At 63.8% G+C, this 19,220-nt stretch carries 16 protein-coding genes, 1 tRNA gene and 1 pseudogene; 8 read left to right on the forward strand and 10 right to left on the reverse strand.

Features of this window, described 5'->3' with window-relative positions:
• Positions 1-76 precede the first annotated feature (76 nt).
• Positions 77-1,434: pseudogene (gene amrB, locus H6935_02690) on the forward strand (AmmeMemoRadiSam system protein B).
• A complete protein-coding gene (amrS, locus tag H6935_02695) occupies positions 1,431-2,513 on the forward strand; it encodes an AmmeMemoRadiSam system radical SAM enzyme (protein MCP5277251.1) in 1,083 nt (360 codons plus the stop codon). The pseudogene amrB and the gene amrS overlap by 4 nt, the downstream one beginning before the upstream one ends.
• Positions 2,514-2,788: 275 nt before the next feature.
• Here amrS and H6935_02700 read toward each other — a convergent pair whose 3' ends face one another.
• Positions 2,789-3,016, reverse strand: a complete 228-nt coding sequence (locus H6935_02700; GenBank protein MCP5277252.1) for a hypothetical protein — start codon at positions 3,014-3,016, stop codon at positions 2,789-2,791.
• Between the two features lie 185 nt (positions 3,017-3,201).
• On the opposite strand from H6935_02700, the gene H6935_02705 reads away from it, so the two are divergent.
• Entirely contained in the window at positions 3,202-4,047 is an 846-nt protein-coding gene (locus tag H6935_02705; protein ID MCP5277253.1) for a hypothetical protein, read from the forward strand.
• Between the two features lie 17 nt (positions 4,048-4,064).
• On the forward strand, positions 4,065-4,253 hold the full coding sequence (locus tag H6935_02710) for a hypothetical protein (protein ID MCP5277254.1): 189 nt from the start codon (positions 4,065-4,067) through the stop codon (positions 4,251-4,253).
• Positions 4,254-4,389: 136 nt separating this feature from the next.
• Here H6935_02710 and H6935_02715 read toward each other — a convergent pair whose 3' ends face one another.
• A complete protein-coding gene (locus tag H6935_02715; protein MCP5277255.1) occupies positions 4,390-4,584 on the reverse strand; it encodes a DUF2905 family protein in 195 nt (64 codons plus the stop codon).
• A 9-nt stretch (positions 4,585-4,593) separates the two neighbouring features.
• Complete coding sequence (locus tag H6935_02720; protein ID MCP5277256.1) at positions 4,594-5,535, reverse strand: pseudouridine synthase; 942 nt, start codon at positions 5,533-5,535, stop codon at positions 4,594-4,596.
• A gap of 130 nt (positions 5,536-5,665) precedes the next feature.
• Here H6935_02720 and H6935_02725 point away from each other — a divergent pair, with 130 nt between their 5' ends.
• Entirely contained in the window at positions 5,666-6,499 is an 834-nt protein-coding gene (locus tag H6935_02725; GenBank protein MCP5277257.1) for an HDOD domain-containing protein, read from the forward strand.
• Between the two features lie 13 nt (positions 6,500-6,512).
• Here the strand turns inward: H6935_02725 and scpB are convergent, their stop codons facing one another.
• The 6 genes from scpB to mltF all read right to left on the reverse strand — a co-directional run bounded on the left by scpB (position 6,513) and on the right by mltF (position 15,917).
• A complete protein-coding gene (gene scpB, locus H6935_02730) occupies positions 6,513-7,163 on the reverse strand; it encodes an SMC-Scp complex subunit ScpB (protein MCP5277258.1) in 651 nt (216 codons plus the stop codon).
• Positions 7,120-8,019 (reverse strand): segregation/condensation protein A, encoded by a 900-nt coding sequence (locus H6935_02735; GenBank protein MCP5277259.1) that lies wholly within the window; start codon positions 8,017-8,019, stop codon positions 7,120-7,122. Before H6935_02735 ends, scpB begins: the two co-directional genes overlap by 44 nt.
• 49 nt (positions 8,020-8,068) lie before the next feature.
• A complete protein-coding gene (gene dnaE / locus H6935_02740; protein MCP5277260.1) occupies positions 8,069-11,566 on the reverse strand; it encodes a DNA polymerase III subunit alpha in 3,498 nt (1,165 codons plus the stop codon).
• A gap of 94 nt (positions 11,567-11,660) precedes the next feature.
• On the reverse strand, positions 11,661-12,737 hold the full coding sequence (locus H6935_02745) for a thioredoxin fold domain-containing protein (protein MCP5277261.1): 1,077 nt from the start codon (positions 12,735-12,737) through the stop codon (positions 11,661-11,663).
• Positions 12,738-12,905: 168 nt separating this feature from the next.
• The gene (locus H6935_02750) at positions 12,906-14,429 is read right to left on the reverse strand and encodes a phospholipase D family protein (protein ID MCP5277262.1); all 1,524 of its coding nucleotides are present in this window, start codon (positions 14,427-14,429) and stop codon (positions 12,906-12,908) included.
• A gap of 108 nt (positions 14,430-14,537) precedes the next feature.
• On the reverse strand, positions 14,538-15,917 hold the full coding sequence (gene mltF, locus H6935_02755; GenBank protein ID MCP5277263.1) for a membrane-bound lytic murein transglycosylase MltF: 1,380 nt from the start codon (positions 15,915-15,917) through the stop codon (positions 14,538-14,540).
• An 85-nt stretch (positions 15,918-16,002) separates the two neighbouring features.
• On the opposite strand from mltF, the gene H6935_02760 reads away from it, so the two are divergent.
• A tRNA-Ser gene (locus H6935_02760) sits at positions 16,003-16,092 on the forward strand.
• Positions 16,093-16,338: 246 nt separating this feature from the next.
• Here H6935_02760 and H6935_02765 read toward each other — a convergent pair.
• Positions 16,339-16,866 (reverse strand): FxDxF family PEP-CTERM protein, encoded by a 528-nt coding sequence (locus H6935_02765; GenBank protein ID MCP5277264.1) that lies wholly within the window; start codon positions 16,864-16,866, stop codon positions 16,339-16,341.
• A gap of 531 nt (positions 16,867-17,397) precedes the next feature.
• Between H6935_02765 and epsD the strand changes: the two genes are divergently transcribed.
• Together epsD and H6935_02775 are read left to right on the forward strand one after the other, a co-directional pair.
• A complete protein-coding gene (gene epsD, locus H6935_02770) occupies positions 17,398-18,339 on the forward strand; it encodes a peptidyl-prolyl cis-trans isomerase, EpsD family (GenBank protein ID MCP5277265.1) in 942 nt (313 codons plus the stop codon).
• Between the two features lie 55 nt (positions 18,340-18,394).
• Positions 18,395-19,078, forward strand: coding sequence for a CAAX prenyl protease-related protein (locus tag H6935_02775; GenBank protein MCP5277266.1), 684 nt, complete (start codon positions 18,395-18,397; stop codon positions 19,076-19,078).
• Positions 19,079-19,220 lie beyond the last annotated feature (142 nt).

Raw genomic sequence — 19,220 nt, forward strand, 5'->3', positions numbered from 1 at the left:
GAGCGATCCATGTTGGTGTATGCGGTGGCGTGCCCTAGATTTTAATTGAGCCCTTACTTTGAAGAGGAAAGTCGAGATGCCGAACATCAGACCCCCCGCTGTGGCTGGCCTCTTCTACCCAGCCGATGCAGACACCCTGGGCGCGGAGGTTAGGCAGTATCTGTCCCAGGCCAGGGAATTCCACTACCGGCCCAAGGCCATCATCGCGCCCCATGCGGGCTATATCTACTCGGCCCCCATCGCCGCCAGCGCCTACCGGTTGCTGGAGCCCCTGCGCGGCTTGATCAAGCGTGTGGTGCTGCTGGGGCCCGTGCACCGGGTCTGGGTGCAGGGCCTGGCCCTGCCTGGGGTGGAGGCCTTCGAGACCCCCTTGGGTTCCATCTCCCTGGACCAGGAGGCCATGACTGCATTAGCCGGCCTGCCCCAGGTGGAAACCCTGGCCGCCGCCCACGCCCAGGAGCATTCCCTGGAAGTGCATTTACCCTTCCTGCAGGTGGTTCTGGGCGACTTCAGCCTGGTGCCCCTGGCCGTGGGTGGCGCCACGCCCCAACAGGTGGCCCAGGTGCTGGATCGCCTGTGGGGCGGCGACGAAACCCTCATCGTGGTGAGTTCCGACCTTTCCCACTACCTGCCCTACCAGACAGGCAGCAACATGGACAAGGGCACGGCCCGGGCCATCCTGGACCTGCGCACAGACCTGGTGGGCGAGCAGGCCTGCGGCGCCCATCCCATCAACGGCCTGTTGCTGGCCGCGAAGCATCATGGCCTGCGGCCCCATCTGCTGGATCTGCGCAATTCCGGCGACACTGCCGGGGACCGGGATCGGGTGGTGGGCTACGGGGCCTTCGCCTTCACGGAAATGCCATGACATCCTCCGCCGACAAGGGCCGCCTGTTGACCACCCTGGCCCGGGGGGCCATCGCCCAGGCCTTCGGGCAAAGCGTCCAGCGTCCGGCCCTGCCCGAGTGGCTGTTCCAGTCCGGAGCCACCTTCGTCACCCTGACCCAGGACGGCCAGTTGCGAGGCTGCATCGGCACCCTGGAGGCCCATCGCCCCCTGGCGGAAGACCTGGAGCACAACGCCCGGGCCGCCGCCTTCGAAGACCCCCGCTTTCCTCCCCTGGGCGAAAAGGAACTGGAACATACCCGGGTGGAAGTCTCCATCCTTTCCAGGCCCGAGCCCATGCGCTTCCGCGATGAAGCCGACGCCCTGGCCCAGCTGCGGCCCGGCGTGGACGGCGTGATCCTGGAATCCGGCTGGCACCGGTCCACCTTCCTGCCCCAGGTGTGGGAGCAACTGCCCGACCCGGGGGAATTCATGGCCCACCTGAAGCGCAAGGCAGGGCTGGCGCCCGACTACTGGTCCGATGACGTGCGCCTGTCCCGCTACACGGTGGAAAAGTACAAGGAAGAAATCCAGGAGCACCCATCATGAAAGTCGAGGAATCCCGCTATCCCGCCCGCTGGTGGCACAAGCTGGACGAGAACCGCATCCAGTGCGACCTGTGCCCCCGGGACTGCAAGCTGCATGAAGGGCAAAGAGGCGCCTGCTTCGTACGCAAGATGGAAGGTGGGCGCATGATCCTCACCACCTACGGTCGCAGCTCCGGCTTCTGCGTGGACCCCATCGAGAAGAAACCCCTCAACCACTTCTACCCCGGCACCTCGGTCTTCTCCTTCGGCACCGCCGGCTGCAATCTGGCCTGCAAGTTCTGCCAGAACTGGGATATCTCCAAGTCCAAGGACATGGACCGGCTCATGGATGCCGCCAGCCCGGACGAGATCGCCCGCCGCGCCAGGGACATGGGATGCCTCAGCGTGGCCTACACCTACAACGACCCGGTCATCTTCGCCGAGTACGCCATGGACACTGCCCGGTCCTCCAGCGCCCTGGGCCTGAAGAACGTGGCCGTCACCGCCGGCTTCATGCACAAGGAACCCGGCGCCGAGTTCTACGCCACCATGGACGCGGCCAACGTGGACCTGAAAGGCTTCACGAACGATTTTTATGTCAAATACTGCGCGGGCAGGCTGGACCCCGTGCTGGAAACCCTGGTGTACCTGGTGAAGGAAACCCAGGTCTGGGTGGAGATCACCACCCTCCTGATCCCCACCCTTAACGACTCCGAAGCCGAGATTCGCAGGTTGTCGGAATGGATTGGCAAGGAACTGGGCCCCGACGTGCCACTGCATTTCACGGCCTTCCACCCGGACTGGAAGATGACGGACCTGCCCCCTACCCCGGCCGCCACCCTCAGCCGGGCCCGGAAGATCGCCCTGGAAACAGGCCTGCATCATGTCTACACGGGCAACGTCCACGACCCCGAGGGCGGCACCACCTTCTGCCCGAAATGCCATAAGGCCGTCATCGTGCGGGACTGGTACGAGATACCCGAGTACCACCTCACGGACGACGGCCATTGCCCCCACTGCGGCACCGCCATCGCCGGACGATACCGGCATTTCGACAAGGCATTCGGCGCGCGGCGAATCCCGGTGGCCATGGCCATGTAGGCAGCGCTGACAGCGCGCATCTCAGTCACCCCAGCGCTGGAAGAACGCGGCAAAGTCCACTTTCTCCATTTGAGACGAGCCAGTCCGTTCAACAATCGAGGGATTGAAGTCGGACACGGGCACCGTGGCAGCACTTGTCCCCTTGACCACCACGGGACCGCCAATCCTCAGGGGTGGAGAAAATGGCATGTTCCCCTTCGTGGCCGACATCTCCGAAGCCCGTGCAGTCGCCTTGGATTGGGTTGGAGCAAGCGTCACGCTGTCGCCTCCCCCAATCATTCAACGCTGGCCAGCATGGTCTGGCTGGACACGGCATTACGCTTGCGCAGGCCCAGCCGCTTGACCCTGAGGCTCAGGGCAGCCACCAGTTCAGGTTCCTTCACCGCCCGCATCACGGCGTGTCGTGCATCTTCCACCGCGGGGCCTGAGGGAACCATGGCCTGGGGATTGGTCGCGTGGGTGGCGGCCAGGAACAGCATGATGGCGAGTTGCTCGGAAAACATGGTGTACCTCCGAAACGTATGCCGGCACTTGCCGGACGCTTCCGAATTTATGTTTCCCGCCGATTTGCCGTTACTGACTCAGTTGGAACCTGGTTGACCGCCCCGGTAGGCCAACCTGGTTGGTAGCGAGCCCCCACCGGCCCCGCTAACCTGAACACCGTGAGATGCGAATAGGAGGAAGTTTCATGCCTTTCCTGCAAGAACAATGGCTGGCCCAGAGCCGCCAACTGAACCCCCGTCGCCGCTACAGCAGCCAGCGGGAATTCGAGGCGGACTGGGTGGGGGGCATGCGCCGTCGCCACAGCCTGTCCCAGGAGGCCCTGGCCATGATGGCCAGCGTTTCCGTCACCACGGTGCAGAACTGGGAAAACCCCGCCAGCCGCAAGAACATCGCCCCCCACAACCAGGACCGCCTGCGGGACATCGACCGGGAACTGTGGATCAAGTCCCACGTGACCCTGATGGAGCCCTGCCCACCCACCATCCGCGCGCTGTATGACCTGCTCACCGCCAACAAGGACGTCAGCGCCCAGGGCCTGGCGGACTACCTGCTCACCACCCTGCCCCAGGATGATCCGGAACGCCCCCGCCTGCTGCACTGGGCAGGCCTGGCCCACAGCATCGCCGATCCGATATCGGCCAAGGCCAAGGAATACCAGAACGCCGCCCTGAAGGCATTGGGAACCCAGGGCAACGGCATCTCCGCAGCCATCGAAAACGAGATCCTGGGCAGCCAGTTCGAGGACCTGATGAACCAGACCGAGGGCGAGGAGAGGCACCAGCGGGGCTGGTATCTCATGGAGGCCTGCCAACGCCTCTACGCCAGGGACCAGCATCCGGCCTACAAGTGGAACGCCCTGGAAGTGGCCTGCCGCGTGCCCCTTTCCAAGGAAGTCCAGTACGGCCTGCTGCACGACCTCACCGAGGTATTGGGCAGCGCGGCCGTGAAGCGGAAGGTCATGGGTGACGACGCCTACGACGCGGTGCGCGAGGCTTACGCCCAGCCTACCTCCGCCAACGCGGTGAACTGATGCCTGGAGGACAGACCATGACCGCCAAGCTCATCACCCTCGCCGGCCTGTTGCTGCTGTTGGGCAACCCGGCCTTAGCCGCCGACTCGGAACCGGCCATCCAGGCGCAGAACGCCCCTGAACCGGCCCGGACCGCCCAGGCGCCCCAGCAACCTCAACAGCTTGCCTGGCAACGGGTGGGCGCCCCCCTCAGCCTGGAAACCTAGGCTGGCCCATTTATCCCCGCAAGCCAACGCATCGGCCAGGCACTGCCTGGCCATTTTTTTGCGTCAGCCCAACTCGGTCAGGCGCGGTGACGAAGCGCGCCCGGGCGGGCGCCATTCACGCGCTGGCAGTAACCCGTCAGACCAGGAAGACGAAAGCCCCCAGCAGAGCTGACAGCAACAGGCTGCTGGCCAGGGGCAGCACGAAACGGCCGTTGCGGCTCTTGAACTCGAAATCACCGGGCAGGCGGTCGAGGCCCATGCGCCGCAGGCCATGGGACAACAAGCCGCTGAGCAGCAGGGCCACCACCAGGGTCAGCAGCCACTTCAGCACGGCTGGTCCCTAACCGCCCCGCCCCTTGCCGGTGAAGCCGCGGCGGAAGGGATGGGCCGCCTTGGCAGCCGGCTGGCTCCGGGGTGGACGGAAGGCGTCGTCCCGATTCTGTTCCTCGCCCCGGCTCTTGCGGGCCGTGTTCTTGCTGACGGGCGCCTTTTCCAGGCCACACCACTGCATGAGGCTGGCCACCTCCTGCTCCGTCAGTTCCTCCCGCATGCCCCGCTTCAGGCGCGGCGGCATGGCGATGGGGCCGTAGCGCACGCGGATGAGACGGCTGACGGTGAGGCCCAGGTGCTCGAAGATACGCCGCACTTCCCGGTTGCGGCCCTCCAGGATGATGACGTGGTACCACTGGTTCACGCCCTCGCCTCCGGCGGGAACGATGTTCTCCAGCCTGGCCGAGCCGTCCTCCAGTTCGACCCCCTGCAGCAGGGCATCGGTCTGTTCCTGGGTCAGGGTGCCCAGGATCCGCACGGCGTATTCACGCTCCACCTCGTAGCGGGGATGGGACAGGCGGTTGGCCAGCTCGCCGCTGGTGGTGAAGATGAGCAGGCCCTCGGTGTTGATGTCCAGGCGACCCACGCTCACCCAGCGCCCGCCCCGTATGCCTGGCAGGCCGGCGAACACGCTGGGGCGGCCCTCCGGATCGTCCCGGGAGACGATCTCCCCTTCCGGCTTGTGGTAGAGGAGCACCCGGGGCATCTGCTTCTTCCACTGCAGGCGCACCAGCTTGCCGTTGATCTTCACCAGGTCGCCGGGCTTGACCCGGTCTCCCACCTTGGCGGTCATGCCGTTGATGCTGATCCGGCCCTCGCTGATGAGAAGTTCCATCTCCCGACGGGAACCCAGGCCGGCGGTGGCCAGGGCCTTGTGGAGCTTCTCGCTGTGTTCTTCGGTGTCTTCGGGGTCGGCCTTCAGCGGGCGACCCATGTAGGAATAGCGCGGCATGGCGTCGTCTAAATATTTATGGGTATGAGCCGATATTAACCGGGTGGGCACGCGTCGTGCCTACAAACTTGGGGCTTCGCGCCAATCCGTCGCTTACCCGCCATCACAACAACCCAAACGCACCTGCCCAATGTCCCATACCTACCAGGAATTCACCGACCCCGCCCTGCCCATGGCCGTTCGGATTCCCTCGCCGCCTCCACTGCTGGACGAATTGCACGCCCTGCTGGAAGACCCCAGATCTGAAATGGAGGACATCGCCAGGGTGGTCCAGTCCGACGCGGGGCTCACCTCTCGCCTGTACCGCACCCTTTCCAAGCCCTGCTACGGCCTGCGCAAGCCCCCGGAAACCGTGAACCAGGCCGTCTCCCTGGTGGGCCTGAACACCGTGGCGGAACTGACCAAGGGACTGAGCCTGGAAGCGGCCATCTACGGCGAGTCCAGGTTCTACCCCTGGTTCTGGGAACGGGCCAACGAAATCGCCAGCTACGCCCGCGTCATCGCCTGGAAGCAGCGCAGCGTGTGCAACATCTTCCCGGAACACGCCCAGCTGGCGGCCCTGTTCATGGACTGCGGCGTGCCCATCCTGATCCAGCATATCGAGAAATACGAATACCCCTTCACCACGGCCGACGGATACATCTGGCCCAACGTCCTGGCGGAGGACGCCAACTTCGATACGGACCACGCCGTGGTGGGCTTTCTGGCCGCCCGCCACTGGAAGATGCCGGACTACGTTTGCCAGGCGGTGCGCTGGCACCACGACCCGGTGAACGTCAACGCCAGGGCCACCACCCTGGCGGCTATCCTGCACCTGGCCACCCATGTCTACAACCTGTACGCCGGCAAGGACGACAGCGATTGGCCGGAACAGGAAATGGCAACCCTGGAGGAACTGGGCATCGCCCGGGACGAACAGCAGGAATACGTGGAAGACGTACACGAACGGGCCGCGGAGGCCTGACTCCGGGCGTCCCTCATTCGGTGGGAGGCATTTCCCCCGCCACGCTCCGGATCAGGTCACCCTCCTCGGCCCGCCCCTCCAGGCTGACCACCAGGTCCTTGGCCAGTTCCGGCAGGGGCGGCAGCTCCGAGAGAGCCCGCAGTCCCAGGTCCGAGAGGAACTGTCTGGTGGTGGCGTAGAGACCGGGACGCCCGGGCACTTCCTTGTGGCCCACCACCTCGATCCAGCCCCGCTCCTCCAGGGTCCTGACGATCTGGGTGTTCACCGCCACGCCGCGGATATCCTCGATGTCCCCCCGGGTCACCGGCTGGCGGTAGGCGATGACCGCCAGGGTCTCCAGGGTGGCACGGGAATAGCGGGGCGGCTTTTCCGGATTGAGGCGGTCCAGGTATTGCTGGTATTCCAGCCGGGTCTGGAAGCGCCAGCCCTCCGCCAGCTGCACCAGTTCAACGCCCCTGCCCTGCCAGTCGGACCGCAGTTCATCCAGGGCCAGGCGCAGAAGCTCGTTGTTCAACTCCACGGAAAAGACCTTCTTCAACTCCGCCAGGGTCATGGGGGCGGAGCCGGAGAGCAGGACCGTCTCCAGCACCCGCTTGATCTCGGGCAGGTTGAGGCCCTCGCTAGGCTGGGAGGGGATCGGCGTCGTGGGCGCTGTTTCCGTCATCGTCGGCTTCCTGGGATTCGTCGGTAAGGCCGGCCTGGGCCACCTGGGCGTAGATGGGGGCGAAGGGCTCGTTCTGCACGATGTCCACCAGGCGCTCCCGCACCAACTCCATCAGGGCCAGGAAAGTGACCACCAGGGCGGAACGGCCCGTCGAAGGGTCGAACAAGACCTCGAACAGGGTGCGGCCATGCGCCTGCAAATGTTTCAGCACCCGGCTCATGTGCTCCCGCACCGACAGCTCCTGGCGGCCGATGCGGTGGTGCTGGTCCAGCTTGGCCCGCTTGAGGATGGCCCGCCAGGCCTCCAGCAGGTCCTCGGCCTGTACTTGTGGCAGGCGTCGTACGGCCAGGTCGGGAATGTGCACGCCCACGGACAGGAAGTCCCGGCCCAGCTGGGGAATGCCGTCCAGGCCCCGGGCGGCCAGCTTCATCTGCTCGTATTCCAGCAGGCGGCGCACCAGTTCGGCCCGGGGATCGTGTTCCTCTCCTTCCTCGTCGGCCTTCTCCGGCCGGGGCAGCAGCATGCGGGACTTGATCTCGATGAGCATGGCCGCCATCACCAGGTACTCCGCGGCCAGTTCCAGGCGCTTGCGCCGCATGATCTCCACGTAGTCGATGTACTGGCGGGTGAGCTGGGTCATGTTGATGTCCAGCACGTTCAGGTTGTTGCGGCGGATCAGCCAGAGCAACAGGTCCAGGGGCCCCTCGAAGGCCTCCAGGATCACCTCCAGGGCATCAGGGGGGATATACAGGTCCGTGGGCAGATCGGTCCACAGTTCACCCTGGACCTTGGCCAGGTGGCGGACCTCCTCCTCCGCCTGTTCGACCCGTTCGGGTTCGGCGATGGCTTCAGTCATGGCTGAGCATTCCCCCGCTCCCGGGGAAAGAGGGAATCGTTTATGTCCCTCATGCCGCCGCCTTTATGCCCGACTGGGTACGCTCCCGCTCACGGCCACTCTTCAGCACCACGCTAAAGGCCGTCCTCACCTCGCCAAGGCCAGCCAGGGCCTCCAGCAATTCCTCCGCCAGACGCACCTTCCAGCCAGGCCCCAGGGTCAGGTCACAGCTGGCGTTGTCGTTGCGGTAGCCCAGGCTCACGGGGCAGCCCGTGTCATCCCGGTAGGGGGCCAGGGCGGCCATGAGGCGCTCCGCGTCGGGGCCGTCGTTCAGCACCAGACGCAACTGGGTGGCGAAACGGGTACGGGCCCCTTCCAGGTCCAGGATCTCGTCGGCCGTGACCCTCATGCCGCCGGAATAGTCGTCATGGCTGGCCTTGCCGGCGATGACCAGCAGCTTGTCTTCCTTGATGCGCTGGCGATTGGCATCGAAGGCCTCGTTGAACACAGCCACCTCCACCTGGGCCTGGCCGTCATCCAGGGTGACGAAGGCCATCTTGCCGCGACGGGTCATCTGGGTGCGAATGGCGGCCACCACCCCCGCCATGAGCTGGGGCCCCGGCTGGGGCTTCACGTCCTTCAGCGACTTGTCCACCAGGCCCTTGAGCAGGGGGCGGTCCGCCTCGAAGGGGTGGCCGGACAGGTAGTAGCCCAGGGCCACCTTTTCCTGGGCAAGCTGTTCCCTCAGGGACCAGGCGGGCACGGCCACCAGATCCGGCGCTGCCTCCAGGGCCGTGTCGCCGAACAGGGAATCCTGGGCCGCGTGGGCCTGCTGGGTCTCGGCCCATTCCATGGCCAGGCCCACGCTCATGAGGGTGGCGTTGCGGCTGGCGTGAAGACCGTCGAAGGCCCCGGCCCGCACCAGGGCCTCGATGACCCGGCGGTTGACGATGCGGCGGTCCACCCGGCGGCAGAAGTTGAACAGGTCAGTGAAGGCACCGCCCTCCTTTCGGCAGGCCACGATATTGGCGATGGCTCCCTCCCCCGTGCCCTTCACCGCCCCCAGGCCATAGCGCACCTGTTTGCGGTCCACGGGCACGAAGCGATAGCTGGACTGGTTGATGTCCGGCGGCAGGATGACCAGCTTGTTCTTCAGGGCATCGTCCACGAACACCTTGACGCTGTCCGTGTTGTCCAGGTCCGAGGAAATGGTGGCGGCCATGAAGGCGGCGGTGTGGTGGGCCTTGAGCCAGGCGGTGTGGTAGGTGACCACGGCATAGGCGGCGGTGTGGGACTTGTTGAAGCCGTATTCCGCGAACTTTTCCATCAGATCGAACAGGCGCATGGCCAGGGCCGGGTCGTAGCCCTTCTTCGCGGCACCCTCGCCCATGATTTCCCGGTGCTTGGCCATCTCCTCGGCCTTCTTCTTGCCCATGGCCCGGCGCAGCAGGTCCGCCCCCCCCAGGGTGTAGCCGCCGATGATCTGGGAGATCTGCATCACCTGTTCCTGGTAGACGATGACGCCGTAGGTGGGCTCCAGGCAGGCTTTCAGGTCCGGGTGGAAGTAGTCGATGGCCTGCTTGCCCTTCTTGCGCAGGATGAAGTCGTCCACCATGCCGGAGCCTAACGGACCCGGCCGGTACAGGGCCAGCACGGCGATGATGTCCTCGAAGCGGTCCGGCTCCAGCTTGGCCAGCAGCTTCTTCATGCCCTCCGATTCCACCTGGAAGATGGCGGTGGTGTTCGCTTTCTTCAGGATGTCGTAGGCGGCCGGGTCGGTGAACGGCAGGGTGTTCAGGTCCAGGTCCGAATCCGGGTCCAGCTGTTTGATGTACTTCACCGCCAGATCGATGATGGTGAGGTTGCGCAGGCCCAGGAAGTCGAACTTCACCAGGCCGGCCTTCTCCACGTCGTCCTTGTCGAACTGGGACACCACCGAATCGGAGCCCTCGGCGTTGTACAGGGGGCAGAAGTCCGTGAGCTTGCCGGGGGCGATGAGCACGCCGCCGGCGTGCATGCCCACGTTGCGGGTCAGGCCCTCCAGCTTGCGGGCCAGGTCGAAGAGCTCCTTCACCTCTTCTTCCTGCTCATAGCGCTGCTTGAGCTCCGGCACCTGTTCCAGGGCCTCGTCCAGGGTCACGTTCTTGCCCGGCGCCGAAGGAATCATCTTGGAAAGCTGGTCGCAGAAGTTGTAGGACAGGTCCAGCACCCGGCCCACGTCACGGATCACCGCCCGGGCCGCCATGGCGCCGAAGGTGGCGATCTGGGACACGGCATCGGCGCCGTACTTGTCCCGCACGTATTCGATCACCCGCCAGCGATTGTCCTGGCAGAAGTCGATGTCGAAGTCGGGCATGGAGACCCGTTCAGGGTTTAGAAACCGCTCGAACAACAATGCGTAAGCCAATGGATCCAAATCGGTAATGCCGATGGAGTACGCCACCAGAGAGCCTGCGCCGGAGCCCCGTCCTGGCCCCACGGGCACGCCGTTGTGCTTACCCCAGTTGATGAAGTCCGCGACGATGAGGAAATAGCCGGGGAAGCCCATCTGGATGATGGTATCCAGTTCCAGTTCCAGGCGGGCCGCATAGACGGGGCGCTGCTTCTCCCGCTCCGCCTCGCCCGGGTACAAGCCTCGCAGGCGTTTTTCCAGTCCTTCCCGGGCGAACTGGCGCAGGTAGTCGTCCAGGGGCATGCCGCCTGGGGTGGGAAAGTCCGGCAGCTTGCTCTTGCCCAGCTCCAGGGTCAGATTGCAGCGGCGGGCGATTTCCACCGAGTTTTCCAGGGCCTCCGGCAGGTCGGCGAACAATACCGCCATTTCCGCCTGCCGCTTGAAATAGTCCTCGGGGGTGAAGACCTTGGGGCGACGCTTGTCGCCCAGGGTGTATCCCTCGGCGATGCACACCCGGGTCTCGTGGGCGGTGAAGTCATCCCTGGTGGGGAATTCCACCGGGTGGGTGGCCACCACGGGCAGGTCCAGCTCCTCCGCCACGGCCAGCGCATTGGCCAGGTGCACCTCGCACTCGGGCCGACCGTCCCGCTGCACCTCCAGGTAATAGCGCCCGGGAAAACGCTCCGCCCAGGCCCGGGCCAGGGCCCGGGCGGTGTCCAGGGATTCGTTGACCAGGGCCTGGCCCACGTCCCCCAGGTGCCCTCCGGACAACGCGATCAATCCCTCACTGGCTCCGCCATCGAACCATTCCGGCACCAGAATGGCCCTGCCCCGGTGCATGTGGGTGCGGTAGGCCCTGGTGAGCAATTCACACAGGTTGTGCCAACCCTTCCGGTCCTGCACGAGCAGCAGCAGGCGGGAAAGCTTGTCCAGGGCATCCGGGTTGGCGACCCAGACGTCGCAACCGGCGATGGGCTTGATGCCCTTCTTGCGGCAGGCGGTATAGAACTTGATGAGGCCGAATACGTTGGACAGGTCGGTCAGGGCCAGGGCGGGCATGCCGTCCGCCTGGGCCATCTTCACCGCCCCGTCCACCCGCATCAGGCCATCCTGGATGGAGTATTCGCTGTGCAGGCGCAGGTGGATGAACTTCGGCTGGGCGGAGGCTTCGGTCATGGGCGGGCGGATCAATGGGTGGGCGAATTTTACCCTCCGTCCCTTCAGGGGCACACCCTGGGGACACGTTCCCCGCCGGGCCCCTGCCGCGCCCTTACCTGCCCACGCCCACAGCGTGCTGCGAACGGGTTTCCTCGCCGGCGTGGTCCCGGTTCCACAGCTGGAAGAGCGGATACTTGAGGTACGCCTTGTCGGCCACGTAGCGCAGCACGTTGGCCAGGCGGAAGAACTGCACCACCGAATCGACGCGGAAGACTTCCTTGCCCCCTTCGTCGAAGAACACCAGGGTCGGCGCGTAGAACAATCCGAGATCCCGCGCCCACTGGCGAGACGTCATGCGCCTGCCGTCCGGAGTCAGCACCGGCGTCCCCTCATCCCAGACGTTGAGCTGCGCCACCTCGAAGGCCTGCAGGCGCTTGCGCACGAGGGGGTTTTGCATGGGCTCCGAATGCAATACGTCGCAGGCATGGCAACGGGGCTGTTCGAAGATCACCAGAAGCGGCTTGCGGGCCGGGAATCGGCTGCGGTCCAGCGCGTAGGGCGGCGGCGTGAATATCGGATCGGGAGTCAGGGTTTCGTCGGCGAAAAGCGGGGGCGGATCGGCCTGTTCCAGGTACTCGCCGAAATTCCTGGTCTTGTAGTGCCCGTCGGCGACATATTCGAGTGCTGCGCGCATCTTGTAGGGAGGGTGGTAGCCCACCAGCTTCAGCGCCTGCTTGCGCCCCTTGACGTAGAACAGCAGCGTGGGCGTCAGCTGGGCCTTCTGGGTGATGGCGAACTCGTTGATGGGCATGGACTTGTCATCCATGCCAGTGATCCTTTCGATGCTGTGGGTGTTCAGCCCCACCACGTCGAAATGCCGTCGCAGGTAATGCACCAGGTCGCCCCTGGACAGGTTGTCCTTCACCAGCGCCTGGCAGTAGGCGCAATGCTTCTGTCCGAAATAGACGATCAACCCCCTCTTGCCGGACGAAAGCGCATCGTCGAGATCCTCCGGCAGATTGTAGAAACTGGCCTTGAACCAGTCCGGGTGGTCGTCCTGGTAGTCGGTGGGGAGATCCACGAACGAGTAGTCGTCCCTGGCAGACGCCGCGGCCAAGGCGGTGCCCGAATACAACAACGCCGCGATCAGTAATGTGGCGGTGCGGAGGTGCAGACCCAATGATTGCATGGCGCTAGCGATGCAAGTGAAGTGAGGTGGAAGCTTACGTGCCGAGCGGCATTCAACGCCAGCCCGGCATGCAGGCCGTGCGTTGGAAAGCCGGGCATTGCCGACCTATGCGCATGCCCGCTGCCTGATGGCGTGACTGACAAAGCCAAGCAACACCAAAAAATCGCTTCACAGCATTTCCTCCCATCTGGAGTTCGAGATCAGTCCCATGAGCAGTCGGGCCCAAAAGCCAAGATTCGGTTCCTGCGTCAGTTTCCGGTCGCCGTCATGCCAGACGAGGATAGGCTTGTCTCCTTCGGGGCTTTCCCCCAGCCGGACCCTGTAACTGGACTGGGGCTGCATTTTGCGCTCTATGAAGTCGGCGGCCGCCGACGCGACCCCGGGGCCATGGATCAACAGACCCGATTCCGTATTGAGCAACAGGGAGCGGGGATCCAGGTTCATGGAGCCGATGTAGACCGTCTCCTGGCCGAACACCATGACCTTGCTGTGCAGGCTCGCGCGGGAAGACCCGCCCGCCAGGCGCCGGAAGAACTTGTGCCGCGCCCGCGCGGGCTTGAGCTCGTACAGCTCGATGCCCCTGTGGAGCATGGGCAACCGGTACTTGGCGTAGCCAGCGTGCACCACCAGGACATCCGTGGCGCCGATGGAATTGGTGAGCACCTTCACCGTCACCCCCCGGCCATGGAGATGACCCAGCAGGTCCACCCCCACCTGGCCCGGCACGAAATACGGCGAGGCGATGAGGACTTCCCCGCGCACGCCCAAGATCTTGTCCAGCAGGCGTGCCAGGGGCAACTGGGACGGGGTGGCGGTCCGCTCGACTTTCTGCGGCGGATCGCTGAGGAACTCCGCCCGCCCCGGCAGCCAGGGACTGAGCTCGCTTTCGGCCTGCCCGTTCAGGGCGTCCAGGTTCATGTATTCGAACAGGGTGTCCTGGTCCAGCTCCGCCAGGGATTTTTCCAGGGCCTGCCGCACCCGGTCCAGCAGGCGCTGGCGCCTGTCAGGGCTGGGGAGGGCCCGCGCCGATACGGCATGGGGACTGTTCCAGTAAGCGTCGAAGGACGCGGACATGTCTCGCACCACCGGGCCCGCCACCACCACGTCCAGGTCGTGGAAGTCCACCGTGCTGTCCGCCTGGAAATACTCGTCGCCGATGTTGCGCCCCCCGGCGATGGCCATGAGGTTGTCGGCCACGAAAAGCTTGTTGTGCATGCGGTGGTTGAGGCGGTCATCCCCGAGGAACTGGGCCGCCCTTCCAATGGGGTTGTCCCCCCGCAAGGAAAAGGGGTTGAACAGGCGGATCTGGATGTTGGGGTGGGCGTCCAGGCCGATGATGGCCGCCTCGTGCCCCCCTGTGTCCACGTCGTCCAGCAGCAGGCGCACCCGCACGCCCCGGTCCGCCGCCCGCAAGAGGGCCTGGGCCAGCAGGCGGCCGCTGGTATCCCCATGGAACAGGTAGTACTGCAGGTCCAGGGTCCTGTCCGCCCGTTCCGCCAGGGCCAGGCGGGCCACCAGGGCGGCGCGGCCGGACTCCAGCAGGCGGAACAGGGACTCGCCCCCGGCTGGAATCGCCAGGCCCCGCGCCTCGCGGCCCAGCCGACTGGCTGGGTCCGGCTCCACGGCGTGGGAAGGAGCCTGGTCCGGCAAGGGCCGCAACACGTTGCATCCCACCAGCAGCGAGACCAGCATCAAGCCCGAAAGGCCTCGCATCAACAAGAGGCGGAGGGTTGTCCGGCTGGATGACGGTGCTGAAGGCACATCCCTGGAAACACTCACGGCTCCTCCTTCCACGACAGGCTATTTGAGACTGAAGGACCAGATATCACGGTAGGGCTTCTCGTAACGACTGAGAATGTCGTAATAGATGCGCACGTTCTCGGCGAAGGCCCGGGCCTCGCCGCCCCGGGCGAAGCCATACTTCAGAGTCGAGTTGTACTGACTGCGCGCCAGCAGCGGCAGGGTGGCCTTCATGTCGCGCCAGTTGTCGGGATCACGCCCCAGCTTGCGCGCCAGGCGGCGGGCATCCTCCAGATGGCCCTGGCCGATGTTGTAGGCCGCCAGGGCCAGCCAGGTGCGATCCGGTTCGGGGATGTCTTCCGGCAGACCGTCCCGCAGCAGGATGATGTAGCGGGCGCCCCCTAGAATGCTCTCCCGGGCGTCCAGCCTGTTCTTCACCCCCATGCGGTCGGCGGTGTCCTCGGTCAGCATCATGATCCCCCGCACCCCCGTGGGGGAGACGGCGTGGGCGTCCCACTGGGACTCCTGGTAGGCGATGGCTGCCAGCAGCCGCCAATCCAGGCCCGTTTCCCGCTGCGCCTCATGGAAGTGGGCTACCAGTTCCCGCAGCTGGGTAGTGCGGCGTTCCAGGATGCCGATCACGTCCGCGTCCCGCAGACGATCGACGTGACCGAAGTAGCGCTCCCGCAAGGTGTCCACTTCGCCCGACTTGCGGATGTCCCGGAAGAAGGTGCTGACCTTGCGGGAAAAACCCACGTCCACGCCCTGCCGCATGGCCCAGGCCTGGGGCATGCCTGCCCGCAGGACAAAGGCATCCCGCAGGTTGGGATGGAAATTGTGGGCCACCGCCAGGCTGTCCGAATCGGACACCGTGCAATCCGACAGGCCCAGGTCCACCCGCTCCAGCAATTCCTCCGAACCCTGGGTCTTGATTTCCACCCAGCGCAGGTCAGGGTATTTCCTGGCCAGGGACTTCAGGTAGTCCGCGTGGCTGCTTTCCGCCACCACCTCAAGACGCAGGTCCGCCATGTTCACCAGGCTCCTGGGCGGCTGAACGTTGGCGTTGCACACCACCCATTCCTTTACCTCGCCGTAGGCGGGGCCGAAAGCCAGCCTGCGCTTGCGTTCCTCCGTGGCGGTCAGGCCTGCGGCGGCCATGTGCACTCGCCCTGCCCGAACAGCCTCCAGCAGGGCCTCCAGGTCATCCTCCAGCACCAGGCGCATGCGCCAGCCGTGCTTTTGGGCGAAGTGGGCCGCCAGGTCATACTCGAAGCCCGTGGGCTCCCCCGCCTGGTCGGTGTAATAGGTGGTGGGGCTGTTGCGCATGCCCACCACCAGCTCGCCCGTAAGGTCCGGGGCCTGCAACTGGCCCGGGCCGCAACCCGCCAAGGCCATGGCGAACACCACGGTCAACACTGCCCAGTTGATGATCCGGCGCATCGTGCTCCGTCCAGACTTCAGTCGATTGGGGTTAGAATGCCGCCCTTTCCAGGCCATGACCAGCCCGGCCGGAAAATCCCGACCCGGAGAGGTGGCAGAGTGGTCGAATGCACCGGATTCGAAATCCGGCATACGGTTTACCGTATCGGGGGTTCGAATCCCCCCCTCTCCGCCAGAATGGCCTCAACCATGCGCTTTTTATCGCATGGGGTACTTACAACACCCAGTAGACCATCCCCGGCCCAGCCTATTGTATGCATAGTGGACCCATTCCCTATCTGGAGTCCCCCTGTTGACAGGAGGGCGGGGGAGTTAACCCTCTGACCTCACCAGTGCAATGAACCCGTCTGGTTTGCGGGAAGAACGCACCAGCTAATGAAAAACGGGCACCGAAGGACCCGTTTTTTCATGCGGGGGGGGATCAGCCAACCAGGCGCTCGGCTTTCTTCATCTGCCTTCGCACCCCCAGGACCACCAGGCCCAAACCCGCCAGCAACATGGCCCAGGTTTCTGCTTCGGGCACGGGCACGGCACTGAAACTGAAGGTGTAGCCGCCACCCATGGAACCCGTGGCCGTGCCTTTCACAGCCAGGGTATGCAGCCCGGCATCCACTACAGAAGTTCCGCTAAGAAAATCGGGAGATAGGCTTACCCAGCCCAGGCCATCCAGGTTGATCTCAAAATCGGAGATGTCATAAACCCCAGGGATTTCCATGTCTGCGATAAGGCCAAACACGTTGGCTGCGCTGGCGAAGTTGAAACCCCAGGTGTCCTGGAAACTAGTGCCGGCGGAGAAACTCTTGGAAGTGGAGAAATTGTAGGGAAGCCCGCCCACGGAGAGGGAAGTGCTGGAAAAAGACGTAGGAGCGGGAACCGTCGCCACTGCCGTGCCATTCACCCCCAGTCCCAGTCCCAGGCACAAGGCCACCAAGGCTGATTTCGTTATCATAAAAACTCCCATTGGATATCAAAAAATTTACCGAAGAAACTGACTGTTGTACTTAAAGCATTCTTTGTGCCAGTTCATCAGTACAACGATTTCTTACGTGTCAGACATCAATTTTTTTTGGAAGCAATATTCACGCCATTCACTCAGTCATCTGTTTACATTGAAGTTTATGGTTTCTGGTCGGCCTCATGTAACAAATGTGTAAAAATATCCGACGCCCCATCGGGGTGCCTGTACCGGTCCGCAATCCTGGGAAGTTTGCAATTCATGCGTTGCACACACTGGTCACAAAGTCCCCGCAACCACACCTCACCATTCTGGTGCGAGCCAGGCTACTGTGCGCCGTCAGCACTCGGGATTCCCGTCCCTTCATACTCGCAAAACCCTGTTTGGATGCACTGAAACCTGGCAGATCAGGAGGATGGTGAAAGAAGGCGATCAGTCGGATTCAGGCAGTCTATTGCAGCATTTTGTAAATAATCGGTTGATATACTTTCCAGGATTTTCAACCTCCTTCCGTCCAAGGCTCCAATGAAAAACACCTCCTTCGTTCGTCCCTATGCTGGCGCCCTGATCATCGCCTTAGTGCTAGCTGGTTGCGGCGACAAAGACGAAAAGACTGCCACGCAGGTGGCAGCCCAGGTCAACGGTGAGGAGATCACCGTCCACCAGATCAATTTCGCCATGCAACGGATGAGCAACGTTGCGCCGGAACAGGCAAAAGAGACTTCCATACAAGTACTAAAAGGGCTGGTGGACAAGCAGCTCCTGGTGCAACAGGCCCTGGAGGACAAGCTGGATCGAGACCCGCAAGTGGCCCAGGCCCTGGAGGAAGGCCGTCGCCAGCTCCTGGCCAACGCCTACGTCGAACGCCTCACCGCCAATGCCGCCAAACCCACGGACACTGAAATCCAGAATTACTACGACAAGAATCCTGCCCTGTTCTCCCAGCGGCGCATCTACAAGCTGCAGGAACTTGTAATCCGCCCCCCAGCGGACAAGGCTGAGGCCTTGAAAGCCCGGCTGAGCAACAGCCGAAGCCTCAACGAACTGGTGGAATGGCTCAAGGCGGAGCAAATTCCCGCCCGCGCCGCCCAGAGCGTCAAGCCTGCCGAGCAGTTGCCCTTGGAACTGCTGCCTCGCCTCCAGGCTCTTAAACCAGGGCAGTCAATCACCATGACCGGAAACGGCCAGTTCACCATTCTCATCATCGCCGACGCCAAGACTGAACCCCTCAACGCCCAACAGGCCAAACCTTTGATCGAGCGTTATCTATCGGGCTCCCGCAAGCGGGAAATTGCCGAAGCAAAACTTCAGGACCTGAAGAAGAAGGCCAAGATCGAATACAAGGGGGAATACGCCAACCAGGACATAGCCCAGGCTGCCCCTCCCACGGCTCCTGCCGCCACCACTCCCGAGCCAGTCGACGACACCCAGGCCGCCATGGACAAGGGCCTGCAAGGCTTGAAGTAACCCTACGGCACGGGTCCCTGCCGCCATGGTCGGGGACCCGATGACTGAACCCGGCATGTACCTGTCCCATCCCGGCGTAGTTCGTACGCTGCCCTTTGCGGTCTTTGTTGCCTTCATCCTGGTGGCAGACCTCGTACAGGGCGTACCCGGCCTTGCGGATTTCGACCCGCGCTATATCTATCCCTTCAAGGTGATGCTGGTGACCTTACTGCTGGCCTTGCTCTGGCGCAGGATGGAAGAGCTCAGGACACTCCCTGCGAACAGAAAATGGCTCTGGCTATGGGCTCCGTTCGTCGGTTTGGTCGTTTTTGTGTTGTGGATCAACCTGGATTTCGGCTGGCTCAACCTGGCCGATCCGGACGCTCCGGGCTACAACCCCCGCGACCCCGAAACCGGAGAACTTCATTGGCCACTGGCCCTCACGCGCCTGGCCGGCTCAGCCCTGCTGGTGCCTATCATCGAAGAACTCTTCTGGCGTTCCTTCCTGATGCGCTGGATCACCCAGAGCGACTTCCTGGCCCTGGCCCCGGCAGCTATCTCGGCCAAGGCCATGCTAGTCTCCAGCCTGATTTTCGGCCTGGAACACACCCTGTGGTTTGCCGGAATCCTTGCCGGCCTGGCCTACGGGTGGCTTTACCGAGCCAGCGGCAGCCTCTGGCCGCCCATCGTCGCCCACGGTGTCACCAACGGTGTCCTGGGACTCTGGGTACTTGGCACGGGTAACTGGTGGTACTGGTGAGATGAAAGACAATAAGAAAACAACAGATCAGGGAATTGACAGCTTTAAGCGCCCCTGCAGGCTCACACGGGCTGCCCCGCCAACGGCGGAGAGCACATCATTCTTAAAACCCTTCGCCCTGCTGCTGCCACTGGTCTTGTGG

The organism is Thiobacillus sp., from assembly GCA_024235835.1.
In the GTDB taxonomy this organism is placed as follows: domain Bacteria; phylum Pseudomonadota; class Gammaproteobacteria; order Burkholderiales; family Thiobacillaceae; genus PFJX01.

Coding starts and splice junctions, on each gene's coding strand:
- amrS (MCP5277251.1), top strand. CDS start 1,431: ATGAAAGTCGAGGAATCCCGCTATCCCGCCCGCTGGTGGCACAAGCTG.
- H6935_02700 (MCP5277252.1), bottom strand. CDS start 3,016: ATGTTTTCCGAGCAACTCGCCATCATGCTGTTCCTGGCCGCCACCCAC.
- H6935_02705 (MCP5277253.1), top strand. CDS start 3,202: ATGCCTTTCCTGCAAGAACAATGGCTGGCCCAGAGCCGCCAACTGAAC.
- H6935_02710 (MCP5277254.1), top strand. CDS start 4,065: ATGACCGCCAAGCTCATCACCCTCGCCGGCCTGTTGCTGCTGTTGGGC.
- H6935_02720 (MCP5277256.1), bottom strand. CDS start 5,535: ATGCCGCGCTATTCCTACATGGGTCGCCCGCTGAAGGCCGACCCCGAA.
- H6935_02725 (MCP5277257.1), top strand. CDS start 5,666: ATGTCCCATACCTACCAGGAATTCACCGACCCCGCCCTGCCCATGGCC.
- scpB (MCP5277258.1), bottom strand. CDS start 7,163: ATGACGGAAACAGCGCCCACGACGCCGATCCCCTCCCAGCCTAGCGAG.
- H6935_02735 (MCP5277259.1), bottom strand. CDS start 8,019: ATGACTGAAGCCATCGCCGAACCCGAACGGGTCGAACAGGCGGAGGAG.
- dnaE (MCP5277260.1), bottom strand. CDS start 11,566: ATGACCGAAGCCTCCGCCCAGCCGAAGTTCATCCACCTGCGCCTGCAC.
- H6935_02745 (MCP5277261.1), bottom strand. CDS start 12,737: ATGCAATCATTGGGTCTGCACCTCCGCACCGCCACATTACTGATCGCG.
- H6935_02750 (MCP5277262.1), bottom strand. CDS start 14,429: ATGCTGGTCTCGCTGCTGGTGGGATGCAACGTGTTGCGGCCCTTGCCG.
- mltF (MCP5277263.1), bottom strand. CDS start 15,917: ATGCGCCGGATCATCAACTGGGCAGTGTTGACCGTGGTGTTCGCCATG.
- H6935_02765 (MCP5277264.1), bottom strand. CDS start 16,866: ATGATAACGAAATCAGCCTTGGTGGCCTTGTGCCTGGGACTGGGACTG.
- epsD (MCP5277265.1), top strand. CDS start 17,398: ATGAAAAACACCTCCTTCGTTCGTCCCTATGCTGGCGCCCTGATCATC.
- H6935_02775 (MCP5277266.1), top strand. CDS start 18,395: ATGTACCTGTCCCATCCCGGCGTAGTTCGTACGCTGCCCTTTGCGGTC.